The sequence below is a fragment of the Clostridium sp. KNHs214 genome (assembly GCF_000744935.1).
GTDB lineage: Bacteria > Bacillota > Clostridia > Clostridiales > Clostridiaceae > Haloimpatiens.
On record NZ_JQMW01000009.1, the window covers coordinates 1,196,026 to 1,215,644 of the forward strand.

At 29.2% G+C, this 19,619-nt stretch carries 16 protein-coding genes; 6 read left to right on the top strand and 10 right to left on the bottom strand.

Features of this window, described 5'->3' with window-relative positions; all coding sequences use genetic code 11:
* Positions 1 to 62: 62 nt before the first annotated feature.
* The 5 genes from yqeK to CC89_RS08230 all read right to left on the bottom strand — a co-directional run bounded on the left by yqeK (position 63) and on the right by CC89_RS08230 (position 4,967).
* Positions 63 to 695: a bis(5'-nucleosyl)-tetraphosphatase (symmetrical) YqeK gene (gene yqeK / locus CC89_RS08210; RefSeq protein WP_051931600.1), complete on the bottom strand. Its 633-nt coding sequence runs from the start codon at positions 693 to 695 to the stop codon at positions 63 to 65.
* A 32-nt stretch (positions 696 to 727) separates the two neighbouring features.
* Positions 728 to 1,297 (bottom strand): GNAT family N-acetyltransferase, encoded by a 570-nt coding sequence (locus CC89_RS08215; RefSeq protein ID WP_051931602.1) that lies wholly within the window; start codon positions 1,295 to 1,297, stop codon positions 728 to 730.
* A 116-nt stretch (positions 1,298 to 1,413) separates the two neighbouring features.
* Complete coding sequence (locus CC89_RS08220) at positions 1,414 to 2,277, bottom strand: alpha/beta hydrolase (protein ID WP_035290998.1); 864 nt, start codon at positions 2,275 to 2,277, stop codon at positions 1,414 to 1,416.
* A 43-nt stretch (positions 2,278 to 2,320) separates the two neighbouring features.
* Positions 2,321 to 3,160, bottom strand: coding sequence for a GNAT family N-acetyltransferase (locus tag CC89_RS08225; RefSeq protein ID WP_035290999.1), 840 nt, complete (start codon positions 3,158 to 3,160; stop codon positions 2,321 to 2,323).
* A gap of 979 nt (positions 3,161 to 4,139) precedes the next feature.
* Positions 4,140 to 4,967 carry a M55 family metallopeptidase gene (locus CC89_RS08230; RefSeq protein ID WP_035291000.1) on the bottom strand — a complete coding sequence of 276 codons (828 nt, stop codon included), beginning with the start codon at positions 4,965 to 4,967 and terminating at the stop codon, positions 4,140 to 4,142.
* Positions 4,968 to 5,429: 462 nt separating this feature from the next.
* Here CC89_RS08230 and CC89_RS08235 point away from each other — a divergent pair, with 462 nt between their 5' ends.
* A complete protein-coding gene (locus CC89_RS08235) occupies positions 5,430 to 6,656 on the top strand; it encodes a DEAD/DEAH box helicase (RefSeq protein WP_035291001.1) in 1,227 nt (408 codons plus the stop codon).
* Between the two features lie 267 nt (positions 6,657 to 6,923).
* Here CC89_RS08235 and CC89_RS08240 read toward each other — a convergent pair whose 3' ends face one another.
* Complete coding sequence (locus tag CC89_RS08240; RefSeq protein ID WP_035291002.1) at positions 6,924 to 8,222, bottom strand: M16 family metallopeptidase; 1,299 nt, start codon at positions 8,220 to 8,222, stop codon at positions 6,924 to 6,926.
* A gap of 867 nt (positions 8,223 to 9,089) precedes the next feature.
* On the opposite strand from CC89_RS08240, the gene CC89_RS08245 reads away from it, so the two are divergent.
* The gene (locus tag CC89_RS08245) at positions 9,090 to 9,518 is read left to right on the top strand and encodes a GtrA family protein (protein WP_035291003.1); all 429 of its coding nucleotides are present in this window, start codon (positions 9,090 to 9,092) and stop codon (positions 9,516 to 9,518) included.
* Positions 9,519 to 9,744: 226 nt separating this feature from the next.
* Here the strand turns inward: CC89_RS08245 and CC89_RS08250 are convergent, their stop codons facing one another.
* Entirely contained in the window at positions 9,745 to 12,669 is a 2,925-nt protein-coding gene (locus tag CC89_RS08250; protein WP_035291004.1) for a DNA topoisomerase IV subunit A, read from the bottom strand.
* Positions 12,670 to 12,714: 45 nt separating this feature from the next.
* Positions 12,715 to 14,664: a DNA gyrase/topoisomerase IV subunit B gene (locus tag CC89_RS08255; protein ID WP_035291319.1), complete on the bottom strand. Its 1,950-nt coding sequence runs from the start codon at positions 14,662 to 14,664 to the stop codon at positions 12,715 to 12,717.
* Positions 14,665 to 15,064: 400 nt separating this feature from the next.
* Here CC89_RS08255 and CC89_RS08260 point away from each other — a divergent pair, with 400 nt between their 5' ends.
* Complete coding sequence (locus CC89_RS08260) at positions 15,065 to 15,475, top strand: CBS domain-containing protein (protein ID WP_035291005.1); 411 nt, start codon at positions 15,065 to 15,067, stop codon at positions 15,473 to 15,475.
* A gap of 290 nt (positions 15,476 to 15,765) precedes the next feature.
* On the opposite strand, the gene CC89_RS08265 is transcribed toward CC89_RS08260, so the two are convergent.
* Entirely contained in the window at positions 15,766 to 16,353 is a 588-nt protein-coding gene (locus CC89_RS08265; protein ID WP_035291006.1) for a hypothetical protein, read from the bottom strand.
* A gap of 267 nt (positions 16,354 to 16,620) precedes the next feature.
* On the opposite strand from CC89_RS08265, the gene mtnA reads away from it, so the two are divergent.
* Both mtnA and CC89_RS08275 read left to right on the top strand, forming a co-directional pair.
* Positions 16,621 to 17,664 (top strand): S-methyl-5-thioribose-1-phosphate isomerase, encoded by a 1,044-nt coding sequence (gene mtnA / locus CC89_RS08270; RefSeq protein WP_035291007.1) that lies wholly within the window; start codon positions 16,621 to 16,623, stop codon positions 17,662 to 17,664.
* 215 nt (positions 17,665 to 17,879) lie between these two features.
* Positions 17,880 to 18,113, top strand: a complete 234-nt coding sequence (locus CC89_RS08275; RefSeq protein WP_035291008.1) for a hypothetical protein — start codon at positions 17,880 to 17,882, stop codon at positions 18,111 to 18,113.
* A 49-nt stretch (positions 18,114 to 18,162) separates the two neighbouring features.
* On the opposite strand, the gene CC89_RS08280 is transcribed toward CC89_RS08275, so the two are convergent.
* Entirely contained in the window at positions 18,163 to 18,867 is a 705-nt protein-coding gene (locus tag CC89_RS08280; protein ID WP_035291009.1) for a lysophospholipid acyltransferase family protein, read from the bottom strand.
* Positions 18,868 to 19,202: 335 nt separating this feature from the next.
* Between CC89_RS08280 and CC89_RS08285 the strand changes: the two genes are divergently transcribed.
* Positions 19,203 to 19,616, top strand: a complete 414-nt coding sequence (locus tag CC89_RS08285; protein WP_035291010.1) for a DUF2935 domain-containing protein — start codon at positions 19,203 to 19,205, stop codon at positions 19,614 to 19,616.
* Positions 19,617 to 19,619 lie beyond the last annotated feature (3 nt).

Here is a 19,619-nt window from a genome sequence, read left to right on the forward strand (position 1 = left end):
TCACATCTACTGATCCATCTCTATATTTAATATTACTTTCTGTTGCTCTATAAAAGTCCATTTTATTTATCCCTCACTATACATACATTTTTTGATAAATCTTTATAAGCCTCTTCAAGCCAAGGGTGCATAACTAAAAGTTTATGTCTATTTTTCCATTGATACTTCAAATATGCAAATACACCCATTTCTAATGATTTATTTAATCCATTTTCAACTTCTTCTATATATGGTGGTATCCCATCTTGATCCCATTCTATTTTATCAGCAATAAATAAAATCTTATCTACTTTAGATGCTTCCTTTTTAAGTGTAGTGTGACATTCAATGGCACTTAAAATTTCATGTGAATTTATATTAAATATTTCTTTTGCCATAGCTTTTGATATCTTTTGATGTAAAATCAATGGTACCTTCTCTTCTTCAGGCAAAATATCCACTCCTAGAGATTTTGATATAAAAAGTCTTCGATCATTTGGATAAACACCACCAATATCATGTAATAATCCTGCTATTTCTACATGTTCCTCATTAGCACCATACTGTTTCGCTAAAACCTTACACATTTTGGCTACTCTTTGAGAATGCTCTGCTATTCTAAATCTATTTTGCTTTGTTAAGAAGTTATAAGTATCTTTTTTTAAATCACCTGTAAATTCTAATTCTTTAAATAAATCTATAAATATATCTCTCATTTACATCCCGCCTTACATAAATTTCACTTCTTTTACACAATTTCTTCAAATCTCTCTTTAGTCATTCTAAAACTAATGCTTTCTTCTGCACTAGAAATCACTTCAAATCCAAATTTCTTTAAAGCCTGCTGCCCATTTACATTTATCACTTCGTCCAACATAACCTCTCCACCAAATTCATAAAAGTAGTATTTTAACATAAGTTTCATGGCCTCATTGGCATAACCCCTGCCCCTATATTTACTTTCTATCTTTATGTTAAACTCAGCAGTTTTATTTATTTCATCATATCTATGAAAACTAACTTCCCCAACACTTTGGTGCTCATTATTGTAAATGAGACAATAAAAGTTCCTTCCATCTCCCGGTTCTACCATTTTCTTATACCAACTATCCCATTTTTCTTTAGAAAAATCTAAAGCTCCGCCTACATCTTTCATAGTTTCCTCATTGGCCCAAAGTTTTTTCACATAAGTTAATTCATAAAACTGGGGCTTTTTTATATAAATTAAATTACCTTCTCTTTTAAAACATCTCTTCTTTAAAATAACCTCTGATACTTTTTCTAATTCTCCAGTTTTAACGTTTCCTATTTTTAACATAAGCATCCTCCCTGTTTTATTAACTCTTCATTATTTCTTAAATAAACTTTTCTTTATTCTTCATTAATTTTTAAATAAATATAAGTTTATACTTTTAATTAACGCAACCATTATTTTTATTTAAACCAAGTAAATACTTCGTTAGCTACTTCATACGGTTTATCCCAATGTATCATATGTCCTGCCTCCTGAATTTTTTTTACCTTTAAACTTGTTTTAATTTTAAATTTTCCAACTAAAATATCTCTAATTTCACCCATAGCTTCCGGAAGTGTACTTTGTAGTAAACAAATTGGAGTACTCAATTTATCGTAAATATCACTGGTTGGATAATAATACATTGTCTTTATAGCACCTGATGCGGTAAAACCATTTGCATGATATTTATATTTACCTTGTTCCACTCTTATTAAATCCTTTGCAGCTTCCTCTAACAGAAGAGACCATCTATTATAGTTACTCTTTTCCAATTTAATATGTTCTTCTAATGTATCAAAACAGTATTCATCAAAATCTTTAATATAATAATCTATCTCCTTTTGTAAAGAATCAATCATTCCTGACCTTGAAGCCTCATAGGCATAGATCTCATTCTTTATATAATATCCCCCATCTAACAACATAACCTTCTTAACTTTTGATGGATATGCAGCTATATAATGAAGTGCAATATCCGCACCCCATGAATGTGCCAATATAAAAAAACTATTTTTTGTTATGCTCGAAACAATTTTATCAATCCATTTAACCATGTTAGGCATTTCATAGTCTTCTTCTTTTAAAAATCCAGATATTTTTCCGTGTCCTGGTAAATCTATAGATATAATATGATATTCATTCTTCAATAACTCACCTAATTCAATAAAACTGAGGCTTGTACTACCTAAACCATGAAAACATATAATTTTGGGATTTTGGTGATTTCCCCACTCATAAATTCTTGCTTTAATTCCTTCTCTATTTATATAAATTTCCTTCATAGTTTTCTCCTTCAAGCAAATTTAATTCTTATTATAAATACTCCTATCCTATAAATTTTCTATGGACATGTATAATTTGCAAAGTCTCAAACCCAAGTGATTTGTATAACTTATCTGCCTTTTCATTTCCATCTATATAACAAAGATAAATTGATTGTACACCTTCACTTAAAGCCTTATTAATAGCAAATTGAGTAGCCTTTTTCCCATAACCCATGCCTTGATAAGCTGGTGGCACCATTATATTATCTATATATCCATTCTTTACTGTAGTACATGCTATTATCTCATCCTTATCTAATGCAATGTATATTGAATCTTTCTCATTTAAAAAATTTTTTCTGTCTTCCTTGGACATTGGAATAAAATATGGTTTGAAATCATACTCCTTACGCAAATCATAAAAACATTCTTGTCTGCATTTTGCATATTGCTCATAATACTTGTCCTCATAATTTACAAAGCTAATATCTATATTGTGTTGAACTGATCCTTTATAGAATAAGTTTGGGCATCCATACCACTTTTGATATCCCAGCCTTTCATAAAAGAGAGTAGGATCTTTAATATCTACCCTAAATTCCGTAACTAAAACACTGGGTTTTTCCTGCTCTAAATATCTAAATAATTCCTCATATAGTGCTGTACCAATGCCCTTTCTCCTTTCCTTAATATCCACATAAACTTCAACATTCCATTCATTTTTTCCTTCTGCTCTCTTTACTGCATACGCAAAGCCTTTTATAACTGCATCATCATAAACTAAGAATTTCTCTGATTGGCTTTGTATATCTTTAATTACATCTATTTCGTCTATAATATCTCCTCTGCTAATTATTTCATTAATCGCTCCTACATCTTTTAACTTAAAATCTCTTATCATAGTAAACTCCCCTATTTTTTAATATGCTTTAACAATTTAATAAATTTATTACTTTTATTTTTTTATGCTTTTTAAATATTTGATAACCATCTCCTAAAAAAAATTAAGGATGCACATGAACATACATTCATTTACATCCCCTTCCTATTCAATATCATATATGTACGATTTTAATGATAAATAGAATCATTAAACATATACTATTGAAAATAAAAAAACTGTGCTATCAAAGACAACACAGTTGTAACTCCAAATTATTAAGAAAGTTAAAGCTGAGAAGTAGTCCATTTTTTAAACCTAATAACATATCAATATTAAAGGGTTTATTAACCCTTTCAATACATTTAGTACTTTACAAATATTCACTTCTCTATTTATAACTTATCCTAATATAAAATTAAGGAATTGTAATTGATGTTGTTCTTAATCTCTATTACTAAAATCTTAAAATTCATAGCAAACAAAGCCAATTAATCCATAGCTACTTATAAAGTCAATGTTGTTTTAATCAATTAAGATAACCTTTTTTAGGTATACAAAAAACTAACTACATAAGTTTATAAAAAACTATTATATTTCTGCCATGATTTTATTATTAGATTTTAAATTCACTAGAATAAAAACAACGCACCAATCATTTCCTAATTCCCCTTTAAATCAAATATTTTTAATAAATTTAGTATATTATACATTTTACTATAAGTCAATGAATTTATTTTCAATATTCTTAATATTTACATATTTTTTTGCTATTTTTCTTCTAGGCTATGTTTTAGAACAATGCTTTATTATCATATTATTCATATATTGAACAATATAGGTGTCATTCCCTCCTATATTGTTTATAAACTACATTTCAAGATTATGTTAAACATAATCTTGTTTTACTATATTGAAGTCTTTTTTTTCCATAGCTCCTTAATAGTTACATATGTAAATTTAGGTTAATGATAATAATACTAAAATTCTATTACCATTTTTATTTCAACGTGCTAGCTGCAAGAGTAGTAAGTCCAGCTCTCATCTTATAAGCTTCAACTATATCTTTTGCTTTATATCTAATCTTATTTGCCTCAATAAGTTCTACTCCTGGAATAAATAAGGTAGCTTCAGCCATGCCGCTATTTAGGAATGCCATTTCTAGTTCCACTGGCCCTTCAATTTTGCAAGGCTCTATTATATCTTTATAATTTGAAGAAAGTACTTTTTTAGTAGCCTCCTCTAACATTTTGTGTACCTTTTTAGGTTGTACACATTCTGCAGTATATCTGCTGTGTGCTTTTTTAACTACTACTGTTTCTATTTTTTCATTAAATGCATTTACTTGGTCTGAAAGCACATTATCACCAGATACCATAACCACAGGCACTCCAAAATGTCCTGCTAAAAGAGAATTAAACTCAGATTCTCCAAATACTCTTCCATTTATTTTTACTTCTGAAATTACAATTCCATAGTATGTGTGTGAAAGCACACCAGGTGTATTATGCCTAGCATGATATCCTATAAGCATTACAGCATCAAAACTTTCATCTAATCCTTCCATCATTCCATAAAGTTTCTTATTTCCAGATATAAGTCTTGCATCTTCATCTAAATCCTCAATAATTATGTTTGTCATAGGACCGTGAGAATCATTTACTAATATATCACAAGCTCCTGCAGCCTTTGCTCCCCTTATTACTGCGTTAACTTCTTCAGTCATGAGTCTTCTTGCTCTTTCGTAATCATGACCTGTTTCTATAGTTTGACTTCCTTTAACTACACCACTTATCCCCTCTATATCTGCTGATATGTAAATTTTCATGTTCTTCCCTCCATTTTATTATTTCTAATATATTTTAATGAAATAACACTAAGATGATTATCCCACAAAAAGCATTACATTATTTTAATTATGAAATTTCTCTGGAATGACTTTCATAAGAAGCCAAGAAACTGTTTAAATTTATTGTTCCGAGCTCTTATGTAAGTCATGGAGGAGAAATTTCATAATTCAGCACATTGTATCCTTTTGTGTTTAATCACTAATAAAAAATTGTTTTTATTGTGAATTTTATAAATATATATTCTATATTACCTTTATTTTGTTATAAATTCAATTGTATTTAAAATATCTGTTTAGGTGATAAGATGTACTTGAGTTCTAGTAGCAAGTGAAAATATATTTAGTAATACCTTTTTCTATGTATACTGGCTTATATAAAATACATTATTGTGATAAAATACATTATGACTAAATAAATTATAAAGGAGTCAAGGATAACTTATGACAAATTCATTCAATACATTAAATTTAAACCAAAATTTAATAGAAGCGTTAAAAAAACAGGGTATCGAAAAGCCAACGGATATTCAAATGGAAGCAATTCCTATTTCCCTAGAAAATAAAGATATAATAGGTGAATCTCAAACCGGCAGTGGAAAGACACTGGCTTATTTACTTCCTATATTTCAAAAGATACATAGTGATAAAAGAGAAATGCAAGCAATAGTCTTAGCTCCAACTCATGAGCTAGCTATGCAAATAGATAAACAAATAAAACTTTTGTCAGAAAACTCGGGACTTGGTGTAACCTCTGCCACTATAATAGGTGAAGTCAATATAAAAAGGCAAATAGAAAAACTAAAGGAAAAACCTCACATAATAGTGGGTTCCTCTGGAAGAATACTTGAGCTTATAAAAAAGAGAAAAATATCTGCCCACACTATTAAAACTATAGTTATAGATGAGGGAGATAAACTTTTAGATGAAAATAACTTAAATTCAGTAAAAGAAGTTATAAAGACAACTATGAGAGACAGACAATTAATGGTTTTTTCAGCTACTATAAATGAAAAAACCTTAAATACAGGCAAAACTTTAATGAAAGATCCTGAAATTATAAAAGTAGAAGATAAAAACATAGCTAATCAAAATATAACTCATATGTATTTTGTAACAGAACACAGAGATAAAATAGAAACTCTAAGAAAATTAATAGCTTCTACTAAGCCAGAAAAAGCTATTGTATTTATAAATAGAAGTGAAGAAATTAAATTAGCCACCTTAAAACTTCAATATCATCACATGAAAGCCTATGGCATATATGGAACTGCTTCAAAGGAAGAACGTAAAAAAGCCTTGGAAGGCTTCAGAAGTGGAAAGTTTAATATTTTAGTAGCCTCTGATTTAGCTGCCAGAGGATTAGATGTAGATGATGTAACTCATATATTTAATTTAGATTTACCTAGAGACCCTAAGGAATATCTTCATAGAACAGGAAGAACTGGAAGAGCAGGTAAATCCGGCTCCGCCTTTTCCATAGTTACAAAAGGAGAAGTTTCTATAATTAAAAAAATTTCAAAAAACTTCAATATAAAAATTCAAGAAAAAGAAATATTAAAAGGTTCTATAGTGAAACCTCGTAATAATAAATACTCAAAACCATCTTCATTTAGTAAATTTATTTCAGATAAAAAAAGATCTAATTCAAGTAAACAAAAATCTCGCTAAAATTTAGTCAAATTTATTAAATGGCTAGTGGTTCTGAACCACTAGCCATTTAATAAAATCTTAAGTATCCCTAAAACCTAGCACCCCACTACCCCTATCTCTATCCTTAGCACTAATTCTAAACTAATAATTACTAAACATTGGAACCTGTAGAGTAAATCTTGTCCACTATATACTAAAGGTTTAAGATTTAGTACTGGTAATTAAAGATTATTTTAAATTTTATAGGATTTTTGTAAAAAATATATAATTCATTTCGGTTGTAGTCTACTTAATTGGTTCTATCACCTGAATAGAAGGAGAATTTAAAACTTTATTAATTGTGCTAAGTATAAGATTTTCATCTACCTTATCTAAGTCTTTTATTTGCTCATATAAACTTAAAGGCTCACCATACATAATTCCATAAACCGCTAAGTTTAAGCTTAATCTTATGGATTGTTCAAGTCCTAAAGAACGCTTTAACTTTATACTTTTACATAATTTATTGATTCTATCCCGTGCAAAAATTCCTTTACAGCTTTTCACCTCTTGGATTTGCTGATTTATTAAATTTATAGTTTGACTTATTTTATCCTTTGAGGTACCTACATAAATTGTAAAAAGTTTTATTCCTGTTTCATTTTTTATGCTGCTAGTTATGTCGTAGGCAAGTCCATTCTCTGTTCTTATCTTTTGATATAGAAGACTGCTAGTCCCTTCACCAAAATAAGCATTAAACACTCTTAAAGCCTTTACTTCCTCGTCCTTTAAATTATGTATGGTAAATATATATTGTATTTTAGCTGTTTCCATATCCTTTTTTAACTTTACAAAAGTACCAAAATTATTATCTTCATACAACGGAATGAACATTTCATCTATAGAGAGTTCCATCGCATGCTTTTCCTGTGTATGTTTGATATTTTCATGTGTATCCTTGACTTTTTCATATTTATGTTCTCGTTTCCACTTACCAAATATGTCCTCTATTCTATGCACTATTTCCTTAAAATCTAAAGATGATACCACACTTATTACACAACTTTCAGGAATATAGTGTTTATTGTAAAATTCAACTACATCTTTTCTTTTAAAACTTCTCACACTCTCCTCAGTACCTATTATTAAATTTTTAATTCTTCTGCTATTAAAAGAATTATAGAAAAGCTCATCTTCACAATACTGTGCCAAATCATCTTTCCACTCTCTAAGTTCTTGACATATAACATCTATTTCTTCTTTAAAGCCCTCCTCTGGAAAGATTGGATTTATCACTATATCACTATATAACTGAAAAGCTTTATGAAAGTCCTCAGATAAGCATGTAGCATAGTAAACTACATATGGATAATTGGTCATAGCATTATTAAATCCAAAATATTCATCACATAATTCATTTATTTCTTCTTCATCTCTAGTTTTTGTGCCTTTAAACACCATATGTTCAACCACATGAGCAAGTCCCAATTGATTTTTTTCTTCTACTATAGCACCTGCATTAAATGCCATAGAAAAAGATGTTATATCACCTTCTACTTTTTCATAAACAATTTTTATTCCATTTTTCATAATTAACTTTTCCATCAAATCACCTACTTATAATTCTAAATATCAATAGTATGCTTATCCCACAAAAAGCATTACATTACCTAAATTATACCTTATTGTGGGTTGATCATAGTATTATTATATAACATTTACTAATACTACTTCTATAGTACTAACTATATATTTTTTTAGTAACAAATTTAGTAAAACTTATGGATATATTATTATATATCTTTTAATATTTGGTTAATTTAATCCTTTTTTTACAAAACATAGTATAATTAAAGTTATACTTGTGCTATACTTACTTCTATCATTAATACTAACTATATCATTTATTTTTCAACTTGACACTTATCATTAACCTATTGCTTAGGTACATGAAAAAAATAACAAGTTAAATATACTAGCATACTGACTTATTGTTTATTTGAATGTGCCTTAAATGGTGAATAATTAAAAAATCCTAGCTATCTAGTATTTTGGATTGTAAACTAGTTACTTGTTATAACCCATTATATATTTATAAAATTATATTATGATTATCCCACAATAAGCATTACATTACCTGAATTATGAAATTTATCTGAAATGACTTGCATAAGAAGCCAAGGAACTGTTTAAATTTAATTTTAGAAATTCTTCTTTTAGACAGATAAAATTATCGTAAGCCTGGCAAGGACGTCAGGCTAGCGAACCTGAGGCAGGACGCTAAATGTGAGCGTTAGATAATTTTGTATGGCTAAAAGATTAGAATTTCTTAAATTAAATTTATTGTTCCTAGCTCTTATGCAAGGCATGGAGGAGAAATTTCATAATTCCATCGCATTGTACCTTTTTGTGGTTTAGCCATATTATATGTTTTTGTAATCTTTAGATTTATATATTAAAGGAGTCTTTTGTATGGACAATAAAAAAACTTTTAATAACTTATTACAATTTATAACCTACGCCTTAATAGGCGGAAGTAATGAACTTATTAATTTAGGTATATTAAATCTTCTAACTTATATAACAGGTATATACTCTAATAAATCCATACTTTTTATATTTGAACTAATATCTTTTATAGCTTACTCTATAAATGGATACTTTTTAAATAAAAAGTTTACTTTTAAGGCAAAAAAAAGTTCTTATTTTAAATACGCTGGTGTTCTTGGCACTTCTGCCATATTTAACACCCTTTTATTTATAATTTTAAATTCATACAATATGTTTAATTTATCAAATTCTCTATGGCTTAATATATCAAAGGTAATTGCCTCCATGACCATAGGAGTTATAACCTTTTTAGTTAATAAGTTTTTTGTTTTTAAAAATAATGTCTTATAATTATATTAAACACATTTAAGGTACACGAAAAGAAATAACAAGTCAAAGATTCCGATATATTTTATGTCAGGCAATGAAGCAGAACCCGCCGCAGGACTATTGGCAGGTTCTGTTAATGCAGTATCACGCAAAATAGACTAGTATACTGACTTGTTATTTATTTAAATGCCTAATGCAAATTTATATACACGATTCATAATTCTATCGCCTTGTACCTTTTTGTGGTTTAATCATTTATATTACATTTGAGTAAAATCTCATCCATAACAACCATCATAATGTTCTTTCCTCTTCCAGCTCTATTTTGAGACTTTATTTCATCTAAAGGCACCTTCGCCACATTTTTCTTATTAGTGGTTAATATTACTTTCTTTATATTGCCTGTATACGAAACAGCAATTTCATTAAGTTCACTGTCTTCCTTAGTTAATTCTGGCGCTACAAGTGCTCCAAATATTACTTCATCATTTTCTTTTAAACTTATGCCTGTAACCCCTGAAGCTATTTTACCCATATAATTTACAGAGTCTCCTGGAAATCTTATACTCATTGCCTTTTTAGTTATTATGATTATATCTTTCTTATCTAAGGAATTATACTCTTCTATTCCTATAAGTCGATCATCTTCATTTCTAAATTTATAGCATGCAGTGGATATATAATTACCCTTGAATTCACTTAAAGGTGTTTTTTTAACATATCCATTCTTGCTAAAGAAATATAAGTCTATCTCTTTAGTAAAATCTCTTATGGACAATGATTTTAATACCACAGAATCCTTGTTAAATTCATCTAATATATTGCTTAAATTAAATTTGTCACTGCTTATATTCTCCAGTAAATACCCTGGTATCTGATGAACAAATCCTTTACTATCAAATACGAGAATAGTATCATTCCATTTATAACTAATGCTTCCTGCCACTTCTTTATCACTAATCTTAATATTTCCTGTTTTACTTATTTTGATAAATAGATCCTTAGGAGAGTATTCCTCTATAAATTTCACAGATTTAATTTTATTGTTTAAACCTAGGTTTACTAAAGTTGTTCCTCTTATATTTCTGTCTCCCTCTTCTAATTTAGGTTCTTTTAATGTAAATTTCAAATCACTTTCCGTTAAAATTTCAATATACGCTTCTTTTCTTTCGCTATGCATTAAATTTACATCTATTAATTTTTCACTATCTTTCATTTTTAAAGCTGAAATTTTCGAATAGCTAGTGTTGAATCTTTCTAGAGAAGATTTTTTCACATTTCCCTCATCTGTTAAAAACACAAAAACTTTTTCACTGTTAAAATCATCTATAGAGTATGCATCTACTATTTTTTCTTTCTCTAAATTTAACCCTTTGATTATAGAATCCAATCTTTCACCTTTCTCTTTCCATTTAAGCTCAGGAAGGTCAATAACCTTTGTTTGATACATATTGCCTCTATCCGTGAATACAATCAAACTATGCTTTGTATTTGACTCTATAAAATACTTATTAAAATCTCCCTCTCTATACTCAATATCTTCTACTCCTAAATTAGTTCTAACATAAGATTTAGATGAAATTCTCTTTATGAATCCCTCTACAGACATAGTTATTATATTGTCTTCTTCTATTATTATTTCTTCAATTTCTATTTTAGCTTCATCATCATCTTTTACTATTTCCGTTCTTCTTTCATCACCATACATATCTTTTACGTCTAAAAGTTCTTTTTTTATCACTTTATAAAGCTCTTTTTCACTGGATAGTATTTTTTCCAAAGCTTTAATTTTCTTTTCTAATTCTCTATATTCCTTTTGAAATACCTTTATTTCTAAACCTGTAAGCTTATAAAGCATAAGTTCCACTATAGCCTGGGCCTGCTCTGGAGTAAATCCAAATTTATTTACAAGGTTATTTTCGGAATCCTTTTTAGACTTAGATGCCCTTATTACTGTTAATATTTCATCCATTATATCTATAGCTTTTATAAATCCTTCTACTATATGGAATCTCTTCTTTGTAACTTCTAATTCTTTAAGTGTCCTTCTTGTAACTACTTCCTTTTGATGGTCTACATAATATCTAAGTATGGTTTTAAGTCCCATAGTTTCAGGTTTACCATTAGCTAGAGCCACCATATTAAAATTTATATTACATTGAAGATCTGTCTTTTTAAATAAATACTTTAAAACCTTCTCTACGATATCTTTTTCCACAGACTTTCTAAATTCAATAACCGCCCTTATACCATTTCTATCAGATTCATCTCTTATATCTGTTATGGATTCTAATGTTTTAGAATGTTTTTTGTCTGCCGTCATCTCTGAAATAGTTTGAAGTATTTTAGCTTTATTTTTTCTGTAAGGAAATTGTTTTATTACTATGCCCCATCTTCCATTATCTAATTTTTCTATAGATGTTTTAGCACGCAAAGTAACTTTTCCTTCACCGGTTTCATAGCTAGACAATATGGAGTTTCTACCTATCAAAACTCCACCTGTCGGCAAATCTGGCCCCTTTATATAATTTAAAAGTTCCCTTACTGATATATCATTATTTTCTATATATGCTATTGTTCCATCTATTACTTCACTCAAATTATGAGGTGGTATATTTGTAGATAGTCCTACTGCAATACCAAAAGTTCCATTTACTAATAAATTTGGATATCTACTTGGCAGTACTTTTGGTTCCATTTCTGTTTCTGAATAGTTGTAAGTCATATCTACTACATCTTTATCTATATCTCTTAAAGTTTCTAGTGCAATAGGTGTAAGCCTTGCCTCCGTATAACGCATTGCTGCGGCACTATCACCATCTATACTTCCCCAGTTACCATGACCATCTATTAAAGGATACCTAGTGGAAAAGTTTTGAGCCAATATAACTAAAGCATCATATACAGAAGTATCTCCATGGGGATGAAACTTTCCAAGAATATCTCCTACAATTCTTGCAGATTTAAAGTAGGGCTTATCTGGAAAAGCCTTAAGCATGTATGCACCATAAAGTATTCTTCTGTGAACTGGCTTAAATCCATCTCTTACATCGGGAAGAGCCCTGTCTTTAGCTACTTCTACCGCATAGGGTAAGTAGTTTTCAGGCATGGCATCTTCTAGAGGTATTTCTATAATATTATTATCTTTAGGTATGTCAACTTTTTTAGCCATTTTCTCATTCCTTTCTAAATTCCATAGCAATATCTTATTAGGCTTTTAAAACTTTCCGTGCTTATACATATAGTTTCTTCTAGGTTCTACCACTTCACCCATTAAAAGAGAAACCATTTTTTCTGCCTTTGCTGCATCATCAATAGTAACCCTTTGAAGGATTCTAGTTTCAGGATTTAATGTAGTATCCCAAAGCTGATCAGGGTTCATTTCACCAAGTCCCTTATATCTTTGAATATTTGCGCCTCTTCCTACAATTTTCTTTGCCTCTTCTAAATTTTCATCACTGTAAGCGTATTTTTCTATGCCTCCACCCTTACCCTTACCATTCTTATATACCTTGTAAAGAGGTGGAAGAGCTATATATAAATGCCCCTTGGCTATAAGCTGTCTCATATATCTATAAATATAGGTCATCCAAAGAGTTCTTATATGATATCCATCCACATCTGCATCGCTTAATATTATTATTTTATCGTATTTAAGATCTTTCTCATCATAATTGTCTAAAACTCCAGTACCTATAGCTGTATTAAATATTTTAAGTTCCTCACTGGCAAGTACATTTTCTAATTTTTGCTTTTCCGTGTTCATAATCTTACCTTTGGAAGGCATTATGGTTTGAAATCTTCTGTCTCTAGCCATCTTAGCACTGCCACCAGCGGAATCTCCCTCCACAATTATGAATTCTCTAGAGTCAATATTTCTCATAGTACAAACAGCTACTTTTCCAGCTAAAGGAGCTGTACCTTTTCCTACCTTTTTCTTTTCCGCTTCATTTATTTTCTTTATTTTTTCTCTTCTAGTTGCAGCAGCCACAGCATTATTTATTATATTTGCTGCCATTTCTTTATTATCCTCTATCCAAGCACATAAACAATTATAGCTTAAATCGTTTAATGCAGTGTAAGCTTCATTGTTGCCCAGTTTAGTTTTAGTTTGTCCCTCAAATATGGGATTCGTTATTTTGACTTTTAATATAGCTGTAAGTCCTTCCCTTAAGTCGTTTCCTTCAAAATCATCTTTTTCTTTCATGAGATTCAACTTTTTAGCCATGTCTTTAAAGGCACGAGTCATGCCTGTCTTAAACCCAGTTTCATGAGTGCCTGCCTCTGTAGTAGGTATATTATTTACATAGCTAGCTATATATTCAGTAGTAGAGTCTGTAAATTGTATACAGACCTCTGCGTAAACATTATTTTCTCCTATTTTTCTTTCATCTTCAAATAATATAGGTTCTTTATGAATTGGAGTTTTACTTTCATTTAAATAATCCATAAAATCTAAAAGACCTCTTTCAGAATGATATTCTTTTGAAGTCTCATTTTCTCCTCTTTTATCTTTTAAAATAAGCCTTATTCCCTTATTTTGAAAAGCTAGCTCCTGAAGTCTCTCATCTATTATTTCTAATTTAAATTCAGTGGTAGAAAACACCTTGTTATCTGGTAAAAAAGTAACCTTTGTTCCAGTTTCCTTAGTTTCTCCTACTTGGGTAAGTGGAGTCACTGCTGTTCCTGGCATATCCTTTTTTAGTTCCTTATCATAAGCATATTCAAACCTCTGTCTATGTATTTTTCCACCCTGAAAAACTTCTACCTCCATCCATTTTGAAAGCGCATTCACTACAGATGAACCAACTCCATGCAGGCCTCCTGAGGTTTTATAATTTTTATTATTAAACTTTCCACCAGTATGTAGTTCTGTAAAAACCATCTCCACACCAGACTTTTTCTTAATTGGATGAATACCTGTAGGAATTCCTCTTCCATTATCTCTTACAGTAATACTACTGTCTTTATTTAAAACTACTTCTGCAGTATCACCAAATCCATTGGTTATTTCATCTATAGCGTTATCTAATATCTCCCAAAGGCAATGATGAAGTCCTCTAGAACCTGTAGAACCTATATACATACCTGGTCTAATTCTAACAGGTTCTAGTTTTTCTAATGAGGTTAAGTCTGTAACATCATAATTTATTTTATTGCCATTTATTTTATTATCATCTATTTTATTATCTATTTTATTATTAACCACACTATGCTGCCTCCAATCTAAAAGCATTTCACAAACATGCGTTCTTAATTGAACTATATATTTATATTAACTTAATTTATACTATAAATGCAAGTATTTTATATATATATGCCCCACAAGACCAATTTCTACACGTGCATATATATTTTTTACCTGTAATTTACATTTATTTTCATATATTATAGTATAAACTTTAAATTAAAAGCTGTCAAAGTAAACAATACTATTTTATTAACTTATGGGTTTTTTCACAAGTTTTATATTTTATTAACAAAATGTTAATGATAAATGAACAAGTTAATATTATAATAGAATTATGAGATGTTTTTAAAATATAAATCAAAGGACGGTTATTAATATGAATGTAGCTTTTTTTCTTACTCCAAAGACAGATGTGGTTTTTTTAAATATAAATTCTACTATGAGGCAAGCTTTAGAAAAAATGGAGTTTCATCGCTACACTGCAGTTCCTCTTATAGATGATAGCGGAAGATATGTAGGCACTTTAACTGAAGGTGATCTCCTATGGAAAATAAAAAGCTTAAACACTTTGGATTTTAACAAAACAAACGATATTTTTGTAAAAGATATTTCAAGACGTGTAAAGAACAAGGCAGTATCAATAAACTCAGACATAAGTAGTTTAATAAATCTAGCTAAAGATCAAAATTTTGTACCAGTTGTAGATGACCAAGGAATATTTATTGGCATTATAAAGAGAAGTGACATAATAAATTATTGTCAAAACATGATTTATAAAAACAACTAGTTTAGGTACATTCAAATAAATAACAAGTCAGTATGCTAGTCTATTTTGCGTCATACTGCGTTCAGCAGAACCCGCCGATAGTTCTACCAAAGGCGGAACCTATTTCCTTGTCTGACACAAAATATACCAGCATCTTTGGATTATTATTTCTTTTAATGTACCTTAAATCTCAAAGGGGCTGTGACAATAAGAATAAATTCTACAACACATTGTGTTTGCTACTAAATCTCAAACCAATATTTTGTATATGAATTTCTTAATGCAGCAGCCCCTTGTATTTAATTTAATAATTATTTAATATTTCTGTCTAAGTATCTTTTAATTCTAAAATTCCACAAATTATAGTACTCCATTTCTTCCTCTTTTACCACCTTTAAAAAATCTCCTAAAACACCTATTTTATTTAAACCTTTCATTAAATGTCTAGGGTAAATAACCTCTTTATTATAACTATTTTTAGGATCTATAACCATTAAAGACTTATTTTCTTGAACATAAATATCCTTACATCTTATATCAAGCCTAGTAAAATTAAGTCTCTTAAATTCCTTTATTAATTTTATTAAATTAACAGATATGTTTCTATCAATACCTTCTCTTATTATATAGTAATCTAACCTCTCACCACCTACATAATCTCTTATTATATAGTATTCTCCATGTTTATATGTCTTTGGAAAGTACTTGCTAGTAGCTACATTCTTAAATATACTATACTCTTCCAAGCACACCTTAGGTTCCATAAAAATCTTCATGATTTTATTATCAGGTAGCAAATAAACTATACCATTATGTCCCTTTCCCAAGTACTGTCCTTTTTTTAAAATCTCCTCTGCCTTTTCATCCATATCTATGTAGTAATCTATTAATTTCCTCATATATTCCTCTCTTTTAATTAGTCTTATGCTATTTTATGATAATATAATTAAATATATACCAACTCAACTTTAGCATATAAATTTTAAGCTTTACATTATATGTTTCCTATTTCTTATACTTATTTAAATGTGCCTTAGTGCTTTATATGTAAAATTAGTATTGCATACATAACTATAATTTAAATACATTTTTATGATTAAAGGATTAAGCCTTCCTTTGTTGAATTTTTATATATAGTATTCATATAAGGAAAGGAGTATTTTCACATGTCAGAACTAATTTCCCTAAAATGGGATGATGAAAAGGACGAACTTTCTCTTTTAGACCAGAGAATTCTTCCAAACACCATTAACTACATAGTATATAAAAATGGAGATGGTATATATGATGCCATAAAAGATATGGTAGTTAGAGGTGCTCCTGCTATAGGCGTTACGGCAGCTTACGGTATATATCTTTCCATAAAAGACATACCTGAAAGCAATTTCAAAGTTTTTTTTAATATTATGAAAGAAAAATGTAAATATATAAACTCTAGTAGACCTACTGCTGTAAATTTATCTTGGGCTTTAAACAGAATGTTAAATAAAGCTATGGAATCTAAAAATAAGCCTGTTAGCAAAATAAAATCCATCTTAAAAAATGAGGCAAAGAATCTACACAAAGAAGATATAGAAATTTGTAGAAAAATAGGTGAAAATCTATTGACTATTTTAAAAGATGGAGATGGTATTTTAACTCACTGCAATGCTGGTCAACTTGCCACCTCAAAATATGGCACTGCCACGGCTCCTATGTATTTAGCAAAAGAAAAAGGATGGAATTTTAAAGTATATTCTGATGAAACTAGACCAAGACTTCAAGGTTCTACCCTAACTGCTTTAGAGCTCCAAATGGCTGGCATAGATGTGACAACAATAACAGACAATATGGCTGCTGTGGTTATGAGTCAAGGAAAAATAGATGCAGTTATCGTTGGCTGCGACAGAATAGCTGCAAACGGAGATACCGCCAACAAAATAGGTACCTTCGGAGTATCTATTTTAGCTAAATATTTTGATATTCCTATGTATATAGCCGCACCTACCCCTAGTATAGATTTAAACACTCCTTGTGGAGAAGATATTCCAATTGAAGAAAGAGACCCTGAAGAGGTAACCTGTAGATTTGGTGTGTGGACAGCCCCAAAAGATGTTAAAATATATAATCCTTCTTTTGATGTAACACCTCATCAAAACATTACCGCCATAGTTACTGAAAAAGGCATTATCTATCCTCCATTTGATGAAAATCTTAAGAAAGTTCTTTAGCAATAGCTGAAAAATAAAATCTGCCTAAGTAAACTATTTTTCATCAGTGTAAAAGTAATATTTAAAAATATCTATGTTTAAATATTACTTTATTTAAAAAATATATGTACAATTAATAAATATTATCATTTAATTGGCAATACATATTCAAAACATTTTCAAAATATAGTATAATTAGTCTTAATACATAGTTTGTTTTAAAAGGAGGTCTTTATATGGCTAAAAAAAGAAGTGGTATCGCTAAAACATTAGGTGCTTTAGCTATTCTTTCAGCTGGTGTATTTGCTATTAATAAATTGATTAATAGAAATAACAATTGCCAATCAGAATCTTGTGAAGAATGCCCTGGCTGTGAAGAATGTGAAGATGCCCCAAACTCTACAGGAGAAGAAAATAACAATATGGAAGAAAACACTGAAAATTTTCAAGAAGAAAAAACTAACGAATAATTTAAAGGCTGTTGGTATTAACCAACAGCCTTTAATGATACCTATATTATTAAAGTGCTTTTTCTATTATATCATGGATATTTTGTGCTAAATTCTTTTTATCTTCTGGAGATAAATTTCCTAAATATATAGGCTTATGGACAGTCATTTTAACTTTATTACCTCTTACCTTATTGCCCACTTCTAAAACATTATATGTACCGTCAATAGTAATAGGTACAATAGGTACATCTGCCTTAATAGGTAATTTCATACTTCCTTTTTTAAAGTCGCCCATTTGAGATTTTAAGCTTCTAGTACCCTCTGGAAAAATAATTAATGAATATCCTTTTTTTAAATTTTCTACCCCCTCATTTAAAGCCTTTAATCCTTCTCGTGGATTACTTCTATCAATGAAAACTGAATGAATTGACCTTAACCAACTTCTAATAAGCGGTAGTTTAGTTATTTCTTTTTTAGCTATAAAACCTGTGATTCTATTTATATTTGCCATTAAAAGAAACCCATCGAAAATTGCTTGATGGTTGCACATAAAAACACAAGTTTCCGGTGGTATATTCTCTAATCCCATTACTTGTGTTTCTGTCTTAGACATTTTTAAAATATGCTTGGATGCTTTTCTAATCATTGAATAAGCATATTCATCTGCTAAATCCTGTGATTTTCTTACCAAAACAAACAGCTTAAGTTTTGCAATTATACTAATAAACAAAAGATATATTACAAAATACGTATACCAAAGTAATTTAATCATAATAAGTACTCCTTATCTTTCCATATACAAATTTGCCTAATTTCCTTTTATAGTTTAACTCATTTTTATATATTTTTCTATATTACTTATATATTTATCATTTTAAACTAAATTATTTTATTGTTTTTTAAAGTGTTTTATCTACATAATTTTAATCTTTGTTAAAAGTCATGAAGCTTTCACATATAACTTTTAACTACAGTTGGATAAATAAAAAAATATAAATATGATTATCCCACAAAAAGCATTACATTACCTGAATTCAGAAAATTATCAATATCAAAACCTAATACAAATGCATAGAATAATATTGTAACTTGTTTGGGAGGGTTTATATGTATTGTTATACTTATGCTAATAATTTAAACTGTATCTTTAATGAAATTTTACTATGGAGTGATATCTCCAGTGAACATCCAATATTCATAAGGACTGTAGGGGAACTTACAAAAAAGAATTTGCCTAAAGAAATAATAGACAATCTCATGCATGTAAATAAAATGTTTTCTATGTTAAAACAAAAGGCTACTATACTCATGAAAACCCCTTTTAATTATGGCACATATTTTAAAATTAAGGAACTTTTAAATGAATTCCTTTTACACGACATGCATTTTCTAGAACTACTTCCTAAGATTCGTTCCTATGGTAAAGAGGATAAGGTTTGGCAAACTTTATTGGAGCATATTACCCATGAACAGAAATTCATGTACCAATTAATTTCTAATTTAAATAATCAAATTGTATAATTT